The sequence below is a fragment of the Streptomyces sp. NPDC016469 genome, from assembly GCF_040632905.1.
Taxonomy (GTDB): Bacteria; Actinomycetota; Actinomycetes; order Streptomycetales; family Streptomycetaceae; genus Streptomyces.
Genome location: NZ_JBEYCQ010000051.1, coordinates 11,081 through 31,423, shown reverse-complemented (window position 1 = coordinate 31,423; position 20,343 = coordinate 11,081). Strand labels below are relative to the sequence as shown.

16 protein-coding genes are annotated in these 20,343 nt (G+C 74.3%); 15 read left to right on the top strand and 1 reads right to left on the bottom strand.

Translation table 11 applies throughout. The annotated features are described in order from the left end of the window. The 6 genes from ABZ565_RS33760 to ABZ565_RS33735 form a co-directional block, all read left to right on the top strand. On the top strand, nt 1-6,489 hold a 6,489-nt coding region (locus ABZ565_RS33760), incomplete at its 5' end, for an amino acid adenylation domain-containing protein (RefSeq protein WP_361035663.1). Nucleotides 6,490-6,492: 3 nt separating this feature from the next. Then, on the top strand, nt 6,493-6,708 hold the full coding sequence (locus ABZ565_RS33755) for an MbtH family protein (protein WP_164398960.1): 216 nt from the start codon (nt 6,493-6,495) through the stop codon (nt 6,706-6,708). A gap of 10 nt (nt 6,709-6,718) precedes the next feature. After that, complete coding sequence (locus ABZ565_RS33750; RefSeq protein WP_361035660.1) at nt 6,719-7,966, top strand: cytochrome P450; 1,248 nt, start codon at nt 6,719-6,721, stop codon at nt 7,964-7,966. Between the two features lie 32 nt (nt 7,967-7,998). Then, nucleotides 7,999-8,742, top strand: coding sequence for an SRPBCC domain-containing protein (locus tag ABZ565_RS33745; protein ID WP_361035657.1), 744 nt, complete (start codon nt 7,999-8,001; stop codon nt 8,740-8,742). Beyond that, nucleotides 8,742-8,942 carry a hypothetical protein gene (locus ABZ565_RS33740; protein WP_361035654.1) on the top strand — a complete coding sequence of 67 codons (201 nt, stop codon included), beginning with the start codon at nt 8,742-8,744 and terminating at the stop codon, nt 8,940-8,942. The genes ABZ565_RS33745 and ABZ565_RS33740 overlap by 1 nt, the downstream gene beginning before the upstream one ends. A 107-nt stretch (nt 8,943-9,049) precedes the next feature. Next, complete coding sequence (locus tag ABZ565_RS33735) at nt 9,050-9,787, top strand: SDR family oxidoreductase (RefSeq protein WP_361035651.1); 738 nt, start codon at nt 9,050-9,052, stop codon at nt 9,785-9,787. An 11-nt stretch (nt 9,788-9,798) separates the two neighbouring features. Here ABZ565_RS33735 and ABZ565_RS33730 read toward each other — a convergent pair whose 3' ends face one another. After that, nucleotides 9,799-10,695 (bottom strand): polysaccharide pyruvyl transferase family protein, encoded by an 897-nt coding sequence (locus ABZ565_RS33730; RefSeq protein WP_361035648.1) that lies wholly within the window; start codon nt 10,693-10,695, stop codon nt 9,799-9,801. 112 nt (nt 10,696-10,807) lie between these two features. Between ABZ565_RS33730 and ABZ565_RS33725 the strand changes: the two genes are divergently transcribed. Genes ABZ565_RS33725 through rfaE2 form a run of 9 tightly spaced genes read left to right on the top strand, consistent with a single transcriptional unit; the run spans nt 10,808 to nt 20,341 of the window. After that, on the top strand, nt 10,808-11,824 hold the full coding sequence (locus tag ABZ565_RS33725) for an NAD-dependent epimerase/dehydratase family protein (protein ID WP_361035645.1): 1,017 nt from the start codon (nt 10,808-10,810) through the stop codon (nt 11,822-11,824). A 13-nt stretch (nt 11,825-11,837) separates the two neighbouring features. Further along, the gene (locus ABZ565_RS33720) at nt 11,838-13,472 is read left to right on the top strand and encodes a carbamoyltransferase C-terminal domain-containing protein (RefSeq protein WP_361035642.1); all 1,635 of its coding nucleotides are present in this window, start codon (nt 11,838-11,840) and stop codon (nt 13,470-13,472) included. Beyond that, a complete protein-coding gene (locus ABZ565_RS33715; RefSeq protein WP_361035639.1) occupies nt 13,469-14,524 on the top strand; it encodes a glycosyltransferase in 1,056 nt (351 codons plus the stop codon). Before ABZ565_RS33720 ends, ABZ565_RS33715 begins: the two co-directional genes overlap by 4 nt. Then, nucleotides 14,521-15,114: an HAD family hydrolase gene (locus ABZ565_RS33710; protein WP_361035636.1), complete on the top strand. Its 594-nt coding sequence runs from the start codon at nt 14,521-14,523 to the stop codon at nt 15,112-15,114. The genes ABZ565_RS33715 and ABZ565_RS33710 overlap by 4 nt, the downstream gene beginning before the upstream one ends. After that, entirely contained in the window at nt 15,111-16,118 is a 1,008-nt protein-coding gene (locus ABZ565_RS33705) for a glycosyltransferase family 9 protein (protein WP_361035633.1), read from the top strand. The genes ABZ565_RS33710 and ABZ565_RS33705 overlap by 4 nt, the downstream gene beginning before the upstream one ends. Next, nucleotides 16,115-17,077, top strand: a complete 963-nt coding sequence (locus ABZ565_RS33700; RefSeq protein WP_361035630.1) for a glycosyltransferase — start codon at nt 16,115-16,117, stop codon at nt 17,075-17,077. Before ABZ565_RS33705 ends, ABZ565_RS33700 begins: the two co-directional genes overlap by 4 nt. Next, nucleotides 17,074-18,315 carry a glycosyltransferase gene (locus ABZ565_RS33695; RefSeq protein WP_361035627.1) on the top strand — a complete coding sequence of 414 codons (1,242 nt, stop codon included), beginning with the start codon at nt 17,074-17,076 and terminating at the stop codon, nt 18,313-18,315. The genes ABZ565_RS33700 and ABZ565_RS33695 overlap by 4 nt, the downstream gene beginning before the upstream one ends. Beyond that, complete coding sequence (locus ABZ565_RS33690; protein ID WP_361035624.1) at nt 18,312-18,932, top strand: SIS domain-containing protein; 621 nt, start codon at nt 18,312-18,314, stop codon at nt 18,930-18,932. The genes ABZ565_RS33695 and ABZ565_RS33690 overlap by 4 nt, the downstream gene beginning before the upstream one ends. Next, nucleotides 18,929-20,341 (top strand): D-glycero-beta-D-manno-heptose 1-phosphate adenylyltransferase, encoded by a 1,413-nt coding sequence (gene rfaE2 / locus ABZ565_RS33685; RefSeq protein ID WP_361035621.1) that lies wholly within the window; start codon nt 18,929-18,931, stop codon nt 20,339-20,341. The genes ABZ565_RS33690 and rfaE2 overlap by 4 nt, the downstream gene beginning before the upstream one ends. Nucleotides 20,342-20,343 lie beyond the last annotated feature (2 nt).

Below are 20,343 nucleotides of genomic sequence, written 5' to 3'. Positions count from 1 at the left end.
GGCGACTGGCCGGAGACCGACCCGCAGGTCGCGCTCGATGTGCGGCATCCGGCCTACGTGATCTACACCTCCGGCTCGACCGGCCGCCCCAAGGGGGTCGTCGTCGGACACGGTGGTGTGGCGAGCCTGGTCGCCGGGCAGATCGAGCGCTTCGCGGTCGAACCCGACAGCCGGGTCCTCCAATTCGCCTCGCCCAGCTTCGACGCCTCGGTGTCGGAGATCTGCACCGCCCTGCTCAGCGGCGCGGCCCTCGTCCTCCCCCCGGCGGCCGGGCCCCTCGCCGCACTCACCGACCCGGACCTCGGCATCACGCATGTCACGGTGCCGCCGTCCGTCCTGGCCGCCGTGCCGGACGGAGCGGTGACCGCGTCGACGCTGGTGGTGGCGGGTGAGGCGTGCTCGCCCGAACTGGTGGCGCGGTGGGCGCCCGGACGGCGGATGATCAACGCGTACGGCCCGACCGAGACCACGGTCTGCGCGACCATGAGCGACCCGCTGACCCCGGGGACCGGCGTGCCGGCGATCGGCCGGCCCATCGCCAACGCCCGGGTGTACGTACTGGACGACCGGCTGCGGCCGGTGCCGCCCGGCGTCACCGGGGAGCTGTACGTGGCGGGCGCGGGCCTCGCCCGGGGATACCTGAACCGGCCCGGACTGACGGCGGGCAGGTTCGTCGCCTGCCCGTACGCACCGGGTGAGCGCATGTACCGCACCGGCGACCTGGTCCGGCGGCTGAGCGACGGACAGCTGGAGTACGCCGGCCGTGCCGACGACCAGGTGAAGGTGCGCGGCTTCCGCGTCGAGCCCGGTGAGATCGAGGCCGCGCTCGCCGCACACCCCGCCGTCGCCCGGACCGCGGTCCTCGCCCAGGACGACCGGCTCGTCGGCTACGTCGTCCCGCACCAGGACACAGCCCGGGACAGCGGGATCGAAGCGGACCAGGTGGGGGAGTGGCAGGGCATCTACGACGCCCTGCCCATCGCCCCCGACACCGCGCCATTCGGCGACAACTTCGTCGGCTGGAACAGCAGTTACGACGCGCGGCCCATCCCCGAGGAACAGATGCGGGAATGGCGCGACGCCACCGTGGCCCGCATCCTCGACCTGGAACCCCGCCGAGTGCTCGAAGTCGGCGTCGGCACCGGCCTGTTGCTCTCCCGGGTCGCACCCCACTGCGAGACCTACTGGGCGACCGACTTCTCCGCCACCGCCATCGACGCGCTGACCGCCCAGGTGGCCCGGGAGGCACGGCTGACCGGCCGGGTGGTGCTCCAGACCCGTCCGGCGCACGACACCGACGGACTGCCGGCCGGAGCGTTCGACACCATCGTCATCAACTCGGTGGTGCAGTACTTCCCCTCCGCCGGTTACCTCGCCGACGTCATCCGCAAGCTGATGGGACTGCTCGCCCCCGGTGGTGCCCTGTTCATCGGAGACGTACGCAACCTCCGGCTGCTGCGTCCGTTCGCGACCGCCGTCCAGCTGCACCGGACGGACGACGACGCCGCCCCCGCCGCTGTACGCCGAGCGGTGGAGCAGGCGGTCAGGGTGGAGAAGGAGCTCCTGGTCGACCCGGACTTCTTCACCGTCCTGCGGTCGCACGGCGCGGACATCGGCGCGGTGGCCGTGGAGGTCAAGCGCGGACGCCACCACAACGAACTGAGCCGCTACCGCTACGACGTCACCCTGCACAAGGCACCGGCCGCCCCGGCGCCCACGCCCCGGACAGCCGAGCTGGCCTGGGGACGGGACATCGCCGGCCGGGACGCCCTGCGCGCGCTGCTCGCCGAACCGCCCGCCGACGACCTGCGGATCACCGGAGTCCCCAACCGCCGCGTTGTGCGGGAAGCCGCCCTCGCCCGTGCGCTGCACGAGGAGGACGGGGCCCTCACGGAGCTGCTCGAACGGCTGCACGCCCCGGAGGAGGAGAACGGCCTCCCCGACCCCGAGGACTTCCACGCCCTCGGGCAGGAGCACGGCCGCGCGGTGTCCGTCACCTGGTCGGCCACGTCGGACGACGCCGTGGACGTGGTGTTCGCCGACCCGGACGGCCCCCCGGTCGAGTACCGGCCCGCCGGAAGCGCCGACGGGGCGCTCTCCTCGCTGACCAACCGCCCGACCGGCAGCCGGAGCACCGGCGCCCTCCTGGGCGAACTCCGCGACTGGCTGCGCGAACGGCTTCCGGACTACCTGGTCCCTTCGGCGTTCATGGCGCTGGACACGCTGCCGCTGACGGCCAGCGGGAAGCTGGACCGGCGCGCGCTGCCGGCTCCCGACCCCGGCCCCGCCGCGGGCGGACGGGCGCCCCGCACCCCGCAGGAGCAGCTGCTCGCGGAGCTGTACGCCGAAGTGCTCGGACTCGCCCAGGTCGGAGTCGACGACAGCTTCTTCGACCTCGGCGGTCACTCACTGCTCGCGACCCGCCTGGCCTCCCGGGTCCGGGCGACCCTCGGCGCGGAGCTGGAGGTCCGCACCCTCTTCGAGACCCCCACCGTGGCCGGCCTGGCGGCCCGCCTCGACGGGGCCGGGGCCGCTCGCCCCGCGCTGACCGCCCTGCCCCGCCCGGAGCGCGTGGAGCTGTCCTTCGCCCAGCGCCGGCTGTGGTTCCTGCACCGGATGGACGGGCCGGGCGCCACGTACAACATGCCGCTCGCGCTGAGCCTGGACGGCAGCCTCGACCGGCACGCCCTGCACGCCGCGCTCGCGGACGTCGTCGCCCGGCACGAAAGCCTGCGCACGGTGTTCCGCGAGACCGACGGCGCCCCGCACCAGGTCGTGCTGGACCCGGAGCGGGCGCGCCCCGCGCTGCCCGTGGTGGAGCTCGACGAGAGCGCGCTGGCCGGACGCCTGGCCGAAGCGGCCCGACGCGGCTTCGACCTGGCGGCGGAGCCCCCGGTCCGGGCCGAGCTGTTCGCGCTCGCCCCCGACCGGCACGTGCTGCTCGTCGTGGTGCACCACATCGCCGCCGACGGCTGGTCCATGGGCCCGCTCTCCGCCGACCTGGCGACCGCGTACGCCGCCCGCTGCCGGGACGAGGAACCGGGCTGGTCCCCGCTGCCCGTGCAGTACGCCGACTACACCCGCTGGCAGCGCGACCTGCTCGGCGACGTCGGCGACCCGGACAGCCTCTTCGCCCGGCAGCTCGCCTACTGGCGCGACGAGCTCGCCGGCATCCCGCAGCAGCTCCAGCTCCCGGCCGACCGGCCCCGGCCGCCCGTCGCCTCCCAGCGCGGCGATCGGGTCGTCGTCCGGCTCGACCCCGAGCTGCACCAAGCCCTGCGCGACCTGGCCGCCGAACGCGGCGCCAGCATGTTCATGGTCCTCCAGGCCGGACTGGCCGCGCTGCTCACCCGGCTCGGCGCCGGCACGGACATCCCCATCGGCAGCCCGATCGCCGGCCGCACCGACCAGGCGCTGGACGAGCTCGTCGGCTTCTTCGTCAACACCCTCGTCCTGCGCACCGACACCGGCGGCGACCCCGGCTTCGCCGAACTCCTCGGCCGGGTCCGCCAGAAGGCGCTCACCGCGTACGACCACCAGGACGTGCCCTTCGAATACCTGGTGGAGGTGGCCAACCCGGTGCGGTCCCTGGCCCACCACCCGCTCTTCCAGGTCATGCTGGCCCTGCAGAACGCGCCGCTGGGCGACTTCGCACTGCCCGGGCTGGAAACGGGCCACCTGGAGGCGCCGACCGGGACCTCCCGCGTCGACCTCACCTTCAGCCTGGCCGAGCGGTTCCGCCCGGACGGCGGCGCCGACGGGCTGGTCGGTGCGGTGGAGTACGCCACCGACCTGTTCGACGCCGCCACCGTGGAGCTGCTGTTCGAGCGGTGGGCCCGCCTGCTGCGGGCCGCGGTCGCCGACCCGGACCGGCCGGTCAGCCGGATCGACCCCATGTCCGCCGCCGAACGCCACCGGCTGCTGTACGAGTTCAACGACACCGCCGCGGAGCTGCCCACGGACGCGGTGCCGGCGCTGTTCGCCCGCCAGGTGCGGGCCACCCCCGACGCTGTCGCGGTCGTGGCGGACGGCACCGAGCTGACGTACGCGGAGCTCGACCGGCGGGCCGGCACACTGGCCCGGGCCTTGGTCCGCCAGGGCGTCCGGCCCGAGACACCCGTCGCCGTCATGCTCGACCGCTCGGCCGAGCTGGTCGTGGCGATCCTGGCCGTCATCAAGGCGGGCGGCGCCTACGTCCCGCTGGACCCGCGCTTCCCGTCCTCGCGGATCGAGCTGATCCTCCGGGAGAGCGGCGCCGCCCTGGTGCTCACCCAGGAGGTCCTGGCCGCGCTGGAGGGGTCCGGGCGCCACGAACCGGGCACCGTGGAAGTCCCCTGCGAACCCGGCCAGTTGGCATACATCATGTACACCTCCGGCTCGACCGGGCGGCCCAAGGGCGTGGCCGTCACGCACCGGGACGTGGTGGGCCTCGCACTGACTCCGGAGTGGCGGGGCGGCGGCCACGAGCGGGTGCTGATGCACTCCCCGACCGCCTTCGACCTCTCCACGTACGAACTGTGGGTGCCGCTGCTCAGCGGCGGCCGGATCGTCGTCGCACCGCCCGGACAGCTCGACCTCGACCTGCTCCAGCACACCGTCGCCACGCACGGGGTGACCGGACTCTGGCTGACCGCCGGGCTGTTCCGGCTCGTCGCCGAGGAACGTCCCGGGCTGCTCGCCGGAGTGCGCGAGGTGTGGACCGGTGGTGACGTGGTCTCGCCGGCCGCCGTCGCCCGGGTCCTCGCCGCCTGCCCCGGCACCGAGGTCGTCAACGGCTACGGACCCACCGAGGCCACCACCCTGGCCACCCGCCACCCGGTGCACGGCCTCCCCGAGAACGCCGCGACCGTGCCGATCGGCGGGCCCATGGCGAACATGCGCGCCTACGTGCTCGACGACCGGCTTCGCCCGCTGCCGGCCGGCCTGGCCGGCGAGCTGTACCTCGCGGGTACGGGTGTGGCCCGCGGCTACCTCGGCCGGCCGGGCCTGACCGCGGAGCGCTTCACCGCCGACCCGTACGGCCCCGCCGGGAGCCGCATGTACCGCACCGGCGACCTCGCCCTCTGGCGCCCCGACGGCACGCTGGAGTTCGCCGGGCGCGTCGACCACCAGGTCAAGCTGCGCGGCCAGCGCATCGAGCCCGGCGAGGTCGAAGCCGTCCTGGCGGGCTGCCCCGGGGTCGCCCAGGCGGCCGTCGTCGCCCGCGAGGACCGGCCCGGGGACAAGCGCCTCGTCGCCTACCTGGTGCCCGCGCCCGACGCCTTGCCGGAGACCGCCGAGCTGTCCGGCCGGCTGCGCCGCGAACTGCCCGACTTCATGGTCCCGGCCGCCTTCGTCACCGTGGACGCGCTGCCGCTGACCGCCAACGGCAAGCTGGACCGGGCCGCCCTGCCGGCCCCGGACTACGGAGCGTCGGGCGTGGGACGCGGGCCCCGGACCCCGCAGGAGCAGTTGCTGTGCGGGCTCTTCGCCGAAGTGCTGGGACGCGAGCACGTGGGCATCGACGACGGCTTCTTCGACCTCGGCGGACACTCGCTGCTGGCCGCCCGGCTGGCCGCACGCGTCCGCGAGACCCTGGGCCTGGAACTGGGGCTGCGGATGCTGTTCGAGGCGCCGACCGTCGCCGGGCTCACCGAACGCCTCGCCATGGACAACCCGGACGACGCGCTCGACGTCCTGCTTCCGCTGCGTTCGACCGGGACGGAGACACCGCTGTTCTGCGTCCACCCCGGCGGCGGCATCAGCTGGTCGTACAGCGGACTGCTCAACCACGTCGGCCCGCAGCACCCGGTCTACGCCATCCAGGCGCGCGGCCTCGGACGCCCCGAACCGCTGCCGGAGTCGTACGAGGACATGGCGGCCGACTACGCCGACCACATCCAGAAGATCCAGCCGCAGGGACCGTACCTGCTGCTCGGCTGGTCCGCGGGCGGACTGATCGCCCACGCACTCGCCTGCGAACTCCAGGCGCGCGGCGAACGGACCGCGCTCCTGGCCGTCCTCGACGCCTACCCGGTGAAGGACGTCCGCTTCGAGGACGAGCCCGTGCCCACCGTGCGGGACGTGCTCGTCGGCGTGCTCGACGTCGACCCCGCCGAGCTGGGCGACCGCGACATCACCTACGCGGAGGTCGCCGAGGTGCTGAACCGGCGCGGCAGCGCCCTCGCCGGGCTCGACGAGCGGCAGGTCGAGGTCATCGTGCAGATCATGATCAACAACGCGAAGCTGGCGGTCGACTTCGTCCCCGGCCGTTACGACGGGGACCTGCTGCTGTTCAACTCCACGATCGACCGGGGCCAGGACGACGCCGGACCGGACGTCTGGCGCCCGTACATCACGGGCCGGATCGAATCCCACGAGATCACCACCCGGCACGACCAGATGACCCGGGCCGGCTCGCTGGCCCAGATCGGACCGGTCCTGGCCGCCAGGATCGCCGAGGCCACCGGTGAGACCGGTGACATCACCCTTTCCCCTCAGGAGGACTGACCCATGACCAACCCCTTCGACGACCAGGACGGCACCTTCCTCGTCCTCGTCAACGACGAGAACCAGCACTCGCTCTGGCCGCAGTTCGCCGACGTCCCCGCCGGCTGGACCGTCGCCCACGGCCCCGACACCCACGCCGCCTGCCTGGAACACATCGAGCGGAACTGGACCGACATGCGGCCCAAGAGCCTCGCCGACGCCATGGACGCCCAGCGGTAACACGGCCGACATGACCTCCACCGAAACCCTGGCCGGGGCCCGCGGCACCGCGGGCCCCGCCCCGGTCCACGACCTCGGCGCCGCCCTGCTCACCCCCGAGGCCCGGCGCGACCCCTACCCGCTCTACGCCCGCATGCGGCGCGAGGACCCGGTCCACCGCAGCCCCCAGGGCGTCTGGTACCTCACCCGGTACGCCGACGTCGAGGCGGCACTGGGCGACCTGCGGCTGTCCAACGACCGGGACAGGATGACCCGGGCCTACAGCGCGCTCGGCGGCGACCTCAAGGAGTTCAGCCGGCTCACCGACCGACTCGGCCGGGTGATGAGCAACACCGACCCGCCGGACCACGCCCGGTTGCGCAAACTCGCCAACCGGGCGTTCACCGCCCGCCGCGTCGAGGCCCTGCGCGACCGCGTCGAGACCCTGGTGGACCGGCTCATCGACGCGGCGGTCGACGCCGGTCCGGAGATGGAGCTGATCGAGGCGGTCGCCTCCCCGCTGCCCATGTCCGTCGTCTGCGAACTCTTCGACATCCCCGAGGAGGACCGGCCGCGGGTCAGGGACTGGTTCCGCCGCTTCGGCCGGCTCAGCGAGGATCTGGCCAAGTCCGAGGCGGCGATCGACCAGTACGAGGACTACCTCTCCGGGCTCATCCGCCGGCGCCGGCGCGAACCCGGCGACGACCTGATCAGCGCCCTGGTCGCCACCCAGACGCACGACGACCGGCTCACCGACTCCGAACTGCTCTCCACCTGCTTCGTCCTCATCACCGCGGGCGACGAGACCACCACGCACCTCATCACCAACGGCGTGCTCGCCCTGCTGCGCCACCCGGACCAGCTGGCCCGGCTGCGCGAGGACCCCGGGCTCATGCGCGGCGCGGTCGAGGAGCTGGCCCGCTACGACACGGTGACCCAGGCGATCGTCAGGGTCGTCGCGCAGGACCTGGAGATCGGCGGACGGACCCTGCGCGAGGGCGAGTTGGTGTACCTCTTCCTCGGTGCCACCAACCGCGACCCCGAACGCTTCGAGGACCCCGACCGGCTCGACCTGACCCGCCCCGGCAACCGCCACCTCAGCTTCGGCCACGGCCCGCACTTCTGCCTCGGCGGTCCGCTGGCCCGGCTCCAGACGGAGGTGGCCGTCGGCACGCTGGTGCGCCGGCTGCCGGGGCTGCGGCCGGCCGACGGAGCCGAGCTGGACTGGCGGCCCAACCCGCTGCAGCGAAGGCTGAACGCCCTCCCGCTCACCTACTGACCACGAACGACGACGAAGGAGCAGCACCGACCATGGCCCGAGAATTCCAAGTCCGCAGGCAGCAGGACCTGCCCGTCGCACCACAGCAGGTCTGGGACGCGGTCGCCACCGCCGCCGGCAACCTCGGCTGGCTCTACCCGATGGAGATCGAACCGCGCGTCGGCGGAAAGGTCACCCGGGGCGACGCCACCGTCGTGAGCTGGGAGCCGCCGCACCACCTCGCGCTGCGGGCCACCCAGGACGGCGGGTTCTCCAACACGCTCAGCTACCGCGTCGAGCCGGCCGACGACGGCACGAGCCAGCTGCGGATGGGCATCCACTGGGTGCACACGGGTGTGGTGGACGATGCCTGGAACTGGGACGCCAAGACGGACGTCGCCGAGAAGTACGTCGACTTCCACCAGCACGCCCTGACGGAATACCTCCGCCACTTCGCCGGGCGACCCGCCGTGTACGTACGGGCCCACCGCCCCGGACCGACCGCCGACCCGGCCGACTTCGCCGCCCTGCGCCGCCGCCTCGGCCTGGCCGACGACGCGGCCGTCGGCGACCGGTTCGCACTCCTGGGCCCCGAGCCGGTGGAGGTGACCGTGGACTGGCTCAGTACCGACTTCGTCGGCCTGCGCGGCCCGGACGCGCTGTACCGGTTCTTCAACGGCAGCACCTGGAACGTACCGATCTGGCTCGGCCACCACCTCTTCGCCGAGGACGCGGACGAACAGCGGGCCACCGAGGCGTGGTCGGCGTGGCTCAACGAGTCCTCCCGGGAGCGCTGATGGAAACCTCCACGCAGACACTGCTGTTCGCCGCCGAACTCATCGAGGACAACGGCACCTACACCCTCGTCGTGGAGGACGTGAGCAAGGGCACCGTCCAGTCCACACCCGTCCCCAGGGCGATGGTCGACAAACTTCCGGTCTTCCTCGCGGCCCTCACCGCCAGACTCGGCCCGGTGCAGCCGCGCCGCGGCTGGTAGCCGCCCGCCCCCTCGGTGGACGCGCCCGCCCCCGGCGATCTAGCGTCGGGCGCGACAAGGACAGCGGCGCGCCGACGAGCGCGGCACAGGACGCACACGGGGAGATCATGACCAGCGACGACCACACGTCCACGCGGGACGCCGAAGTGCCCGTCACCTTCATCACCGGCGGTTCCAGCGGCATCGGCGCGGAGAGTGTACGCAGGCTCCTCGCCCTCGGACACCGGGTCGCCGCGACCGGGCGCAGCGCGGAGAAGCTGGCCGTGCTGGCCGAGGAGACGGACGCGGGTGAGCGGCTGCTGACCTTCGAGGGAGACGCGGGGGACTGGACGCACGTGTCGGCGGCGGTCGAGGAGACCGTGCGTACGTTCGGCCGGCTCGACCACGCCATCGCCAACGCGGGGTACTCGGCCGACGCCCACGTCGAGACCGGCGACCCGGAGAAGTGGCGCGGCATGGTCCTGACGAACGTGCTGGGGCCTGCCCTCCTGGTCCGGGCGGCGCTCCCGGCGCTCAAGGAGTCGCGGGGGCGGATCGTGCTCATCGGCAGCGTGGCCGGGTACAAGAACACGCCCGGCAACCTGTACTCGATGACCAAGTGGGCGGTGACCGGTCTCGCGGAGAACGTGCGCATGCTGACCACCGGGTACGGCGTCGGTACGACGCTGATCGCACCGGGCCGCGTCCTCACCCCGTTCTGGGACGAGCGTCCCGGCGGTGCGGCGGCGGCCGGTCCCATGATCTCCGCCGAGCAGCTGGTGGACACGCTCGTCTGGGCGATCTCGCAGCCGCGCGGCGTGGACGTGAACACGCTGGTGGTCCGGCCGATCGGCCAGGCCAACTGACGCGGCGGCCGTCAGCGGAACAGTGAGCGCCGGCGCTCGGCGGCCGCCTTGCCGGCGGGGGACAGGCACCACGTCCACCACGAGTCGAGCGCCCGCGCGGTCAGCGTCTCGCCCGGGATCACCGCGGGCCAGCGCACCACCCTCGCCTGCGCGGACACCTTGGCTCCGCCGCGTACCGGATCCACCACCAGGGCCGGCACCCCCATGCTCAGCGCCAGGACCATGCCGTGCAGGCGGTCCGTGACCATGAGGTCCAGCCGGCCGAGCAGGGCGAGGAACTGGTCGCCGGTCCGGCACAGCCGCCAGTCGCCGTGGGCCAGCCGGGTCTCCGCCGCGACCGGCGCGCAGTCCTTGGTGGGCAGCCAGCCGTACAGCGTCTCGGCGACCCGGTCGTGCTCGCGCCGCCGCGCGTACTCGCCCTGGCCATGTGTGAGGGCGACGCCCACCACGGGCTTGTCCGGCCGGGTGCGCGCGGAGAGCGCCAGGTCGGGCAGGAGGCCCTTGCCGTCGCGGTCGCGGGCCACGATCCGGTCGAACCCGCGCACCGCCGGGGATTCCCCGTCCACCACGCTCACCCCGACCGCGGTCCGCCGGCACGAGGCGTAGCGCTCGTGCAGCCGGGTGAGCTGGTCCCCGTGCACCGGACCGCAGACGAAGAGCACCTGCTCGTACCGGCCGGGGCGGGCGGCCTCCAGGGTCAGGGCGCCGGGGGCGAAGTGCGGGCTCCAGGCGGAGTCGTGCGGGACACCCAAACGGCCCAGCGCGTCGGACACCGCCCGCTCGGCGAGGAAGTCACCGGCGGTCACCTCACCGTCCGGGAAGCTGAACCACCCGGTGACCAGTACACGGCCCGTCGCACTGCGCGGACGCAGGAGCGGGTCGAGAACGCCGTCCAGGCTCCGCGCCATGGTCGCCTCCTGTTCCCGGATTCATTCCAACGGTAGTCCCGAAGGTGCGCGGATGGATTACTCCGGCAGGATCCATGGGGGGAGAAGCGATGGCTGAAAGGAGATGGGGCACGTGACGTCCTCAGAACCCGATCGGTTGCCCTGGCGGCACGCCCTGGTGACAGGCGGTGCCGGTTTTCTCGGCTCGCATTTGTGCGAACGCCTGCTGGCCGGGGGAGTGGTGGTCGACTGCGCCGACAACCTCGCCTCCGGATCACTGCGGAACATCGCACACCTGGAAGAGGACAAGTCGTTCCGGTTCTTTCCGCTGGACATCTCCGACGCTTCCTGCGCAAGGGAATTGAGCGGGCCCTACGACCTCGTGCTGCATTTCGCGTGCCCCGCCTCACCCGCCGACTATCTGAGAATGCCGCTGGAGACGCTGGACGTCGGCAGCCTGGGCACCCGCAACATGCTCGGCATCGCCGCCAGGGACGGGGCGCGCCTGCTGCTCGCCTCCACCTCCGAGGTCTACGGCGACCCGCTGGTACACCCGCAGCGCGAGGACTACTGGGGCAACGTGAACCCCGTGGGGCCGCGCAGCGTGTACGACGAATCGAAACGGTTCTCCGAGGCGCTGGTGACCGCGCACGCCGCCGCGAAGGGCACGAATGCCGGAATCGTGCGGCTGTTCAACACGTACGGTCCCCGCATGCGCGCCCACGACGGCCGTGCCGTGCCGACTTTCATCAGTCAGGCACTCGCCGGAGAACCGCTCACCGTCGCCGGGGACGGCAGCCAGACCAGGTCCCTGTGCTATGTGGACGACACCATCGACGGCGTACTGAGCGTCGCCGCGAGCCAGTCCGTGCGGCCGGTGAACATCGGCGGCAGCGACGAGACGACCGTACGGGAAATCGCCCGCCGGATCGTCAAACTGACCAGTTCCGCCAGCCGGATCGACTACATCGACCGGCCCGTGGACGACCCCGAGCGGCGGCGTCCCGACACCACCCTGGTGCGGGAGATGTTCGGCTGGGAACCCCGCGTCTCCTGGGAAGAGGGACTGGAACGCACCATCGCGTTCTTCGCCTCGCTCCCCGGTAGGCCGGACGATTCCCCCGCCGAAATCCCGGCCCGCGAATTCTGAAGGAGGCCGGCGCATGCGCGTGCTCGGCATCAACGCCCTTTTCCACGATCCTTCGGCCGCTCTGGTCATCGACGGGAAGACCGTCGCCGCGGCCGAGGAGGAACGCTTCAGCCGGCGCAAGCACGGCAAGCGGCCCGTACCGTTCTCCGCCTGGGAACTGCCCGAGCTCTCCGCCCGGTGGTGCCTGGAGAACGCCGGTCTGGACCCCGCCGACCTGGACGCGGTCGCCTACTCGTACGACCCCGAACTGGCGCGCCCCGCCGAGCGGATGGGCCTCCACGACCCCTGGGACGAGCTGCGCCAGACCTACGCCCGGCGCGCTCCCGAATTCCTCGCCGAGGCACTGCCCGGCCTCGACCCGGACAAGGTGCGCTTCGTCCCCCACCACGTCGCGCACGCCGCCTCCGCCGGGCTCGCCGCCCCACCGGGCGACCGCGCGGTCCTGGTCCTGGACGGGCGCGGCGAGTGCGCCTCCCAGCTCGCCGGGCACTACCAGGACGGCGCCCTGGAGATCCTCAGCACACAGCCGCTGCCCGAATCCCTCGGCCTGTTCTACGAGGAGCTGACCGACCACCTCGGATTCCTGCGCAGCAGCGACGAGTTCAAGGTGATGGCGCTCGCCTCCTACGGGAAGCCGGTGTTCGCCCAGCGGCTCGCCGAGTACGTCCACCACACCGAAGGCGGCGGTTTCCGCGCCTCCGGCGTCCCGTGGAGCGAGTTCGCACCGGCGCGCCGGCCTGGGGGCCCGTACACCGAGCAGCACGCGGACCTCGCGGCCAGCGCCCAGCGGTGCCTGGAGGAGACCGTCCTCCACCTGGCCTCCTGGCTCCACGAACGCACCGGTGCCACCCGCCTCGCGCTCGCCGGCGGCGTCGCCCTCAACTGCGTCGCCAACGCCCGCATCCACCGCGAGGGACCCTTCGACGAGGTCTGGGTCCAGCCGGCCGCCGGCGACGCCGGCACCTCGCTGGGCGCCGCCCTCCACGTCTCCGCCGAGCACGGCCCGGTCGCCCCGATGACCACCGCCGCGCTCGGCCGGGGCTGGAGCGACGACGCACTGCGCCGCATGCTCGAAACGGCGGCGCTGCCCTTCGAGGAGCCCGAGGACGTCGCCGCGGCCGTCGCCGAGGAGCTCGCGCAGGACGGCATCGTCGCCTGGTTCCAGGGGCGCAGCGAGTTCGGCCCCCGGGCGCTCGGCCACCGCTCCCTGCTCGCCCACCCCGGGCGCGCCGAGAACCTGGAACGGCTGAACGCGGTCAAGGGCCGCGAGGAGTTCCGCCCGGTGGCCCCCATGGTGCTGGCCGAACGGGCCGCCGAGCTCTTCGACGGACCGATGCCCAGCCCGTACATGCTCTTCGTGCACGAGGTCGCCGAGGAGTGGAAGCCCCGCATCCCCGCCGTCGTCCACGTGGACGGCACCGCGCGCATCCAGACCGTGGACACGGCCTCGGAACCGCTGGTCGCCCGGATGCTCACGGCGTTCGAGGAGCGCACAGGGCTCCCGGTCGTCGTCAACACCAGCCTCAACACCGCCGGCCGGCCCATGGTCGACCACCCGCGCGAGGCGCTGGAGTGCTTCGGCTCCGCCCCGGTCGACCTGCTGGCCATCGGGCCGTTCCTCGTCCGCCGTTCGAAGGCGTTCACATGACGGCCGGAGACGCGGAACAGCGCGTGACGACCGCCGCGCCGGACGGGGCCCGGGACGTGCCGGGCGCCGACCCCTACTCCGTGGTCGTCCCCACCATCGGCCGCCCCTGCCTCGGCGCCTGCCTGTCCGCCCTCGCCGAGGCAGCCGTCCCCCCGCCGCGCGCGATCTTCCTCGTGGACGACCGCCCCGTCCCGGACCCCCCGCTCGACCCCACCCCGGCCGGGGTGCTCGCGGACCGCGTCACGGTCCTCACCACGGGCGGCCGGGGCCCGGCGGCGGCCCGCAACGCCGGGCTGCGCCAGGTCGCCACGCCGTGGGTGGTCTTCCTGGACGACGACGTCCAGGTGCGCCCCGGCTGGGGAGCGCTGCTCGCCCACGACCTCGGACAGGCCGGACCCGGCATGGCCGGGGTGCAGGGCCGGCTGATGGTCCCGCTGCCCGACGACCGCAGGCCCACCGACTGGGAGCGCTGCACGGCCGGCCTGGAGGACGCCGCCTGGGCCACCGCCGACATGGCCTACCGCACGGAGACCGTGCGCCGGGCCGGCGGGTTCGACGAGCGCTTCCCGCGCGCCTTCCGGGAGGACGCCGACCTCGCCCTGCGCCTGATGAGCGGCGGCTGGACGCTGGCCCGGGGCACCCGCTCCACCGTGCACCCCGTCCGCCCCGCCGACCGCTGGGTCTCCGTGCGCACCCAGCGCGGCAACGCGGACGACGCCCTGATGAACCGCCTCCACGGACCGGACTGGTGGACCAGGGCCGACGCCCCCCGGGGCCGGCTGCCCGGCCACTTCGCGGTCACCGCCGCCGGACTGGCCGCCGCCGCGCTGGCCCTGTCCGGGCGGCGCCGGGCGGCGGCGGTCGCGGGCGCGCTGTGGGCCGCCGGGACCGCCGAGTTCGCCTGGGCCCGCATCGCGCCGGGGCCCCGGACCGGCGCCGAGGTCGCCACCATGCTCTCCACCAGCGTGGTCATCCCGCCCCTGGCCGTACTGCACCGGGGCCTGGGCGGCATACGCCACCGCCGGGCCGCCGCCTGGGGAGGCGCCGGATGAGCTCCCAGCCCTGCCGCACCGCCCCGCGCACCCGGCCGGCCGCCGTGCTCTTCGACCGGGACGGCACCCTCGTCCACGACGTCCCCTACAACGGCGACCCGGACCTGGTCAGGCCGGTGACCGGGGCCGCCGACGCCGTACGGCTGCTGCGCGAGGCCCGCATACCCACCGGCGTCGTCAGCAACCAGTCCGGCATCGGACGCGGACTGCTCACCCACCAGGACGTCCGCCGGGTCAACGCCCGCGTGGACGAGCTGACCGGCCCCTTCGACGTCTGGGCCTACTGCCCGCACCGCCCCGACGAGGGCTGCCCCTGCCGCAAGCCCCTGCCCGGCCTGGTCGTCGAGGCCGCCGGGCGGCTCGGCGTCCGCCCCGGCGACTGCGCCGTCATCGGCGACATCGCGGCGGACGTGCTCGCCGCCCGGGCCGCCGGTGCCGAAGGCATTCTCGTACCCAACGCCCGGACGAGGCCCGAGGAGACCCGGGCGGAGGCGGACCCCGCGCCCGACCTCCTCACCGCCGTCCGCCGCCTGCTCGCCCGCCCGCACCCCGCCGGGACGGCCGCCCGCGTGAAGGGGCGGACCACATGAGGGCGCTCGTCGTACGACTCGACAGCTTCGGTGACGTGCTGCTCGCAGGGCCCGCCGTCCGCGCGGTCGCCGCACGCGCCACGCACGTCACCATGGTCTGCGGGCCGCTGGGCGAACCCGCCGCGCGGCTGCTCCCCGGCGTGGACGAGGTCATCGTCTGGCAGGCGCCCTGGGAGGGCACCGACCCGCCGACCGTGGACGAGGCGGACGTCCCCGGCCTCCTCACCACCTTGCGCAGGGGTGCGTACGACACCGCACTCGTGCTGACGTCGTTCCACCAGAGCCCGCTGCCGGCGGCACTGCTGCTGCGCATGGCCGGGGTGGCCCGGATCGGCGCCGACAGCGTCGACCATCCCGGCCGGCTGCTCGACGTACGCCACCGGCGGCTCCCCGGCCGGCACGAGGCCGAGGCCGCCCTCGACCTCGCCGTCGCCATGGGGTTCGCCCTCCCCGCCGGCGACAACGGCCGGCTGCGCGTCCTGCCGCCGCCCGACACCGCCGCGCTCACCGGCAACGGCCCCTACGTCGTCGTCCACCCCGGCGCCAGCGCCCCCGCCAGGGCCTGGGACTCCGGCAGGCACGCCGAGGCCGTCCAGGAGCTGGCCGACGCCGGACACCGCGTCGTCGTCACCGGCGGACCGGCCGAGGCCGCCCTCACCCGGCTCGTCAGCGGCGACGTGGCCGTGGACCTCGGGGGGCGTACCAGCCCCCGGACCCTCGCCGGGGTGCTGCGCCACGCCGACGCCGTGGTCAGCGGCAACACCGGACCCGCCCACCTCGCCGCCGCCGTGGGCACCCCGGTCGTCTCGCTCTTCGCGCCCGTCGTGCCGGCGTCGCGCTGGGCGCCCTTCGGCGTGCCCTTCGTGCTCCTCGGCGACCAGCGCGCCCCCTGCGCCGACACCAGGGCCGTGCACTGCCCGGAGCCGGGCCACCCCTGCCTCAACGGCGTCACCGCGCACGACGTGGTGAGCGCGGTGCACAAGCTCCGGAAGGAGAGAGCGTGAACATCCTCATCTGGCACGTCCACGGTTCGTGGCTGACCTCCTTCGTCCAGGGCCCGCACACCTACCTGGTGCCGGTCACCCCCGACCGGGGGCCCGACGGCCTCGGCCGCGCCCGTACCTGGGACTGGCCCGCCTCCGTCCAGGAGCGCACCCCCGCCGAACTCCGCGACGCCGGCATCGACCTCGTCGTCCTGCAACGCCCGCACGAGATCGCGCTCACCCACGAGTGGACCGGCAGACGCCCCGGCCGGGACGTGCCCGCCGTGTACGTCGAGCACAACAGCCCGCACGAGACACCCGTGGACACCCGGCACACGCTCGCCGACCGGTCCGACATCCCCGTCGTGCACGTCACCCACTTCAACCGCCTGATGTGGGACAACGGCCGCGCCCCCACCAGCGTCATCGAACACGGCATCATCGACCCCGGGCCCCAGTGGACGGGCACCGAGCCCCGGGCCGCCGTGGTCGTCAACGAGCCCGTGCGGCGCGCCCGTACCACCGGCACCGACCTGCTGCCCGCCTTCGCCGCCACCGTCCCGCTGGACGTTTTCGGCATGCGTACGCAGGGGCTGGCGGACCACCTCGGCCTCACCGGGGCGCAGTGCCGCACCTTCGACCTCCCGCAGGACGAACTCCACCGGGCCATGGCCCACCGCCGGGTCTATCTGCACCCGGTGCGGTGGACCTCGCTCGGGCTCTCCCTGCTGGAGGCCATGTTCCTCGGCATGCCCGTGGTCGCACTCGGCACCACGGAAGTGCGCGAAGCGGTGCCGCCCGGCGCCGGAGTCGTCTCCAACCGGCCCGAGGTCCTCACCGACGCCCTGCGCCACTTCGCCGCCGACCACGCCCACGCCGAGCACAGCGGCCGCCTGGCACGGGAAGCGGCCCGGGCCAGGTACGGGGTCCAGCGCTTCCTGGAAGACTGGGACCGACTCATGAAAGAGGTCACGCGATGACGCAGCCCATGCCGCGACCCGCCCGGATCGCCCTGGTGTCCGAGCACGCCAGCCCGCTCGCCGAACTCGGCGGCCCCGACGCCGGCGGACAGAACGTGTACGTGGCCCAGCTCGCCGGATGCCTGGCCCGCAGGGGGCACGACGTCACCGTCTACACCCGCCGCGACCGGCCCGACAAACCGACCCTGGTGCGGACCGAATCGGGCGTGAAGGTCGTCCACGTACCGGCCGGCCCGCCGACGGCCGTGCCCAAGGACGACCTGCTCGCCTGGATGCCGGACTTCGGCGCCTACCTGGCCAGGCTCTGGCGGCTCAACCGCCCCGACGTCGTCCACGCCCACTTCTGGATGTCGGGCCTGGCCGCCCTCGCCGGGGCCCGCGAGGGCGGGGTCCCCGTCGTGCAGACCTACCACGCCCTCGGCACGGTGAAGAAGCGTCACCAGGGCAGCGAGGACACCAGCCCGCCCGAGCGCGTCGACATCGAGACCCGGATCGGCCGCGAGGCCCACCGGATCATCGCGACCTGCGCGGACGAGCTCAACGAGCTGACCGCCATGGGCATCCCGCGCTCCCGGATCAGCGTCGTGCCCTGCGGCGTCGACACCGAGCACTTCGCCCCGGTGCCCCTTGCCGACCGGCCGCCCGGCGCCCCGCACCGGCTGCTCTCCGTCGGCCGGCTCGTCCCCCGCAAGGGCTTCGACCGCGCCATCAAGGCCCTCGCCGGCGTCCCCGACGCCGAACTGCTCATCGCGGGCGGGCCCGACGCCCCGCTCCTGTTCGCCGACCCGGAGGCCGAACGGCTGCGCAAGGTCGCCGCGGAGTACGGGGTCGCCGAGCGGGTCCGGCTGCTCGGCTGCGTACCGCAGGGCCTGATGCCCCATCTCATGTCCAGCGCGGACCTGCTGCTGTCCCTGCCCCGCTACGAACCGTTCGGCATCGTGCCCATCGAGGCGATGGCCTGCGGCACTCCCGTGGTGGCCACCGCCGTCGGGGGGCAGCTGGACACCGTCATGGACGGCGTGACCGGCACGCTCGTGCCGTCCGCCGACGACGAGGGCCACGACCTCGCCGCCACCGTCCGCGACCTGCTCGCCGACCCCGCCCGGCGCGCCCGCTACGGAGCGGCCGGCCGCACCCACGCGCTCGCCCGGTTCACCTGGGACGAGGTGACCGACGGAGTCTCCCGCGTCTACGCCGAACTCGTCCGGACCCCCCAGCCCTCGGAGGTGGCACGATGAAGCTGATCGCCCCCGGCCAGCACTGCGACGACCTCGCCCGCGCCCTCCCCGCCTTCCGCCGCGCCGCCGGCGTCACCGAACGCTGGGGCAAGACCCTGGCCCGCGTCCTGTCCGACGGCGGCCGGCTCCTCGTCGCCGGCAACGGGGGCAGCGCCGCCCAGGCCCAGCACCTCACCGCCGAACTCGTCGGCCGCTACCGCGACGACCGCCCCGCCTACTCGGCGATCGCGCTGCACGCCGACACCTCCTCGACCACCGCCATCGCCAACGACTACGGCGTCCACGAGGTGTTCGCCCGGCAGACCTGCGCCCACGGCCGCCGCGGCGACATCCTCATGCTCCTGTCCACCAGCGGCGCCAGCGCCAACCTGCTGGAGGCCGCCCAGGAGGCCATGCGCATCGGCATGCCCGTCTGGTCCCTCACCGGGCCCGGACCCAACCCGCTCTCCGCGACGAGCGACGAGTCGCTGTGCGTCGAGGCCGCCGGATCGGCCACCGTGCAGGAACTCCACCTCGTCGCCGTCCACATGATCTGCGAGAGCTTCGACCGCGAGATCGCCGCCCGCACCGCCGCCCGCCCGGTGACGGGCGCCCCCGCCGAGGAGGACGCCTCGTGAAGGGCCCCGCACCCCTCGTCGTCGTCGGCGACTCGCTGCTCGACCAGGACGTCTCGGGCCGCGCCGAACGGCTCGCCCCCGACGCCCCCGTCCCCGTCGTCGCGGGCGCCGAACACCGCACCCGGCCCGGCGGCGCCGCCCTGGCGGCCTGCCTCGCCGCCGCCGACGGGCGGGAGATCACCTTCGTCACCGCTCTCGGCGACGACGAGGCGTCCCACACGGTCCGGGACCTGCTGAGGGACCGGGTCCGCCTGGTGGAGGTCCCGCTCGACGGGCCCCTGTCGCAGAAGACCCGGCTCATGGCAGACGGGCGGCCCCTGCTGCGCCTGGACGAGGGGGACGGGCGCGCCGCCGGCCCGTCGGCCGGAGCCGAACGGGCGCTCGCGGACGCCGGGGCGGTGCTCGTCGCCGACTACGGGCGGGGCACCGCCGACGCCCTGCGCAAGACACTGACCGCACGGGCCGCCCGTATCCCCGTCGTCTGGGACCCGCACCCGGCCGGCGGCCCGCCCGTCCCCGGCACCCGGCTGGCCACCCCCGCCGCCTCCGAGGCGCGCCACTTCGCCGGGAATCCGGGGCCCGCCGCCCCCGCGCGCCCCGAGGACCACCGCGATGTCCTGCGCCAGGCGTCGGCGGACGCCCGGACCCTGCTGGAGCAGTGGGGGGTCACCTCGGTCGCGGTGACCCTCGGCGAGCACGGCGCCCTGCTGTCGCGGGGCGGCCCCCCGCTCCTGGTGCCCGCACCCTGGCGGGCGAGCGGCGACTGCTGCGGCGCCGGGGACAGCTTCGCCGTCGCGGTGGCCGGCCGCCTCGCGGACGGCGACCTGGTCGAACTCGCCGTCCGCGAGGCCGTCGAGGCCGCCGCCCGCTTCGTGTCCGCCGGGGGCGCCCACGCGGTGCTCCGGGACGCGGGGCCCGCCGAGGCGGCCGGCAGGCCCGGCGACGCCCACGCACTCGTGCGGCGCGTCCGCGAGCGGGGCGGTACCGTCGTCGCGGCCGGCGGCTGCTTCGACCTGCTGCACGCCGGACATGTCGAACTCCTCCAGGCCGCCCGCCGGGCCGGCGACTGCCTCGTCGTCTGCGTCAACTCCGACGCCTCCGTCCGGCGCCGCAAGGGCGGCGGCCGGCCCGTGGTGCCGGCCGAGGACCGGACCCGCGTCCTGCTGGCACTCGACTGCGTGGACGCCGTCGCCGTCTTCGACGAGGACACCCCCGAACGCCTCCTGGACGAACTGCGCCCGGACATCTGGGCCAAGGGCGGCGACTACGCCCTCACCGACCTGCCCGAGACCGCCCTCGTGGAGAGCTGGGGCGGCCAGGTGGTGCTCCTGCCCTACCTCGACGGACGCTCCAGCACCCGCCTGGTCGAGCGGGCCGCCGGCCGCCCCGGCGCCCCCACCCGACGGTGAGC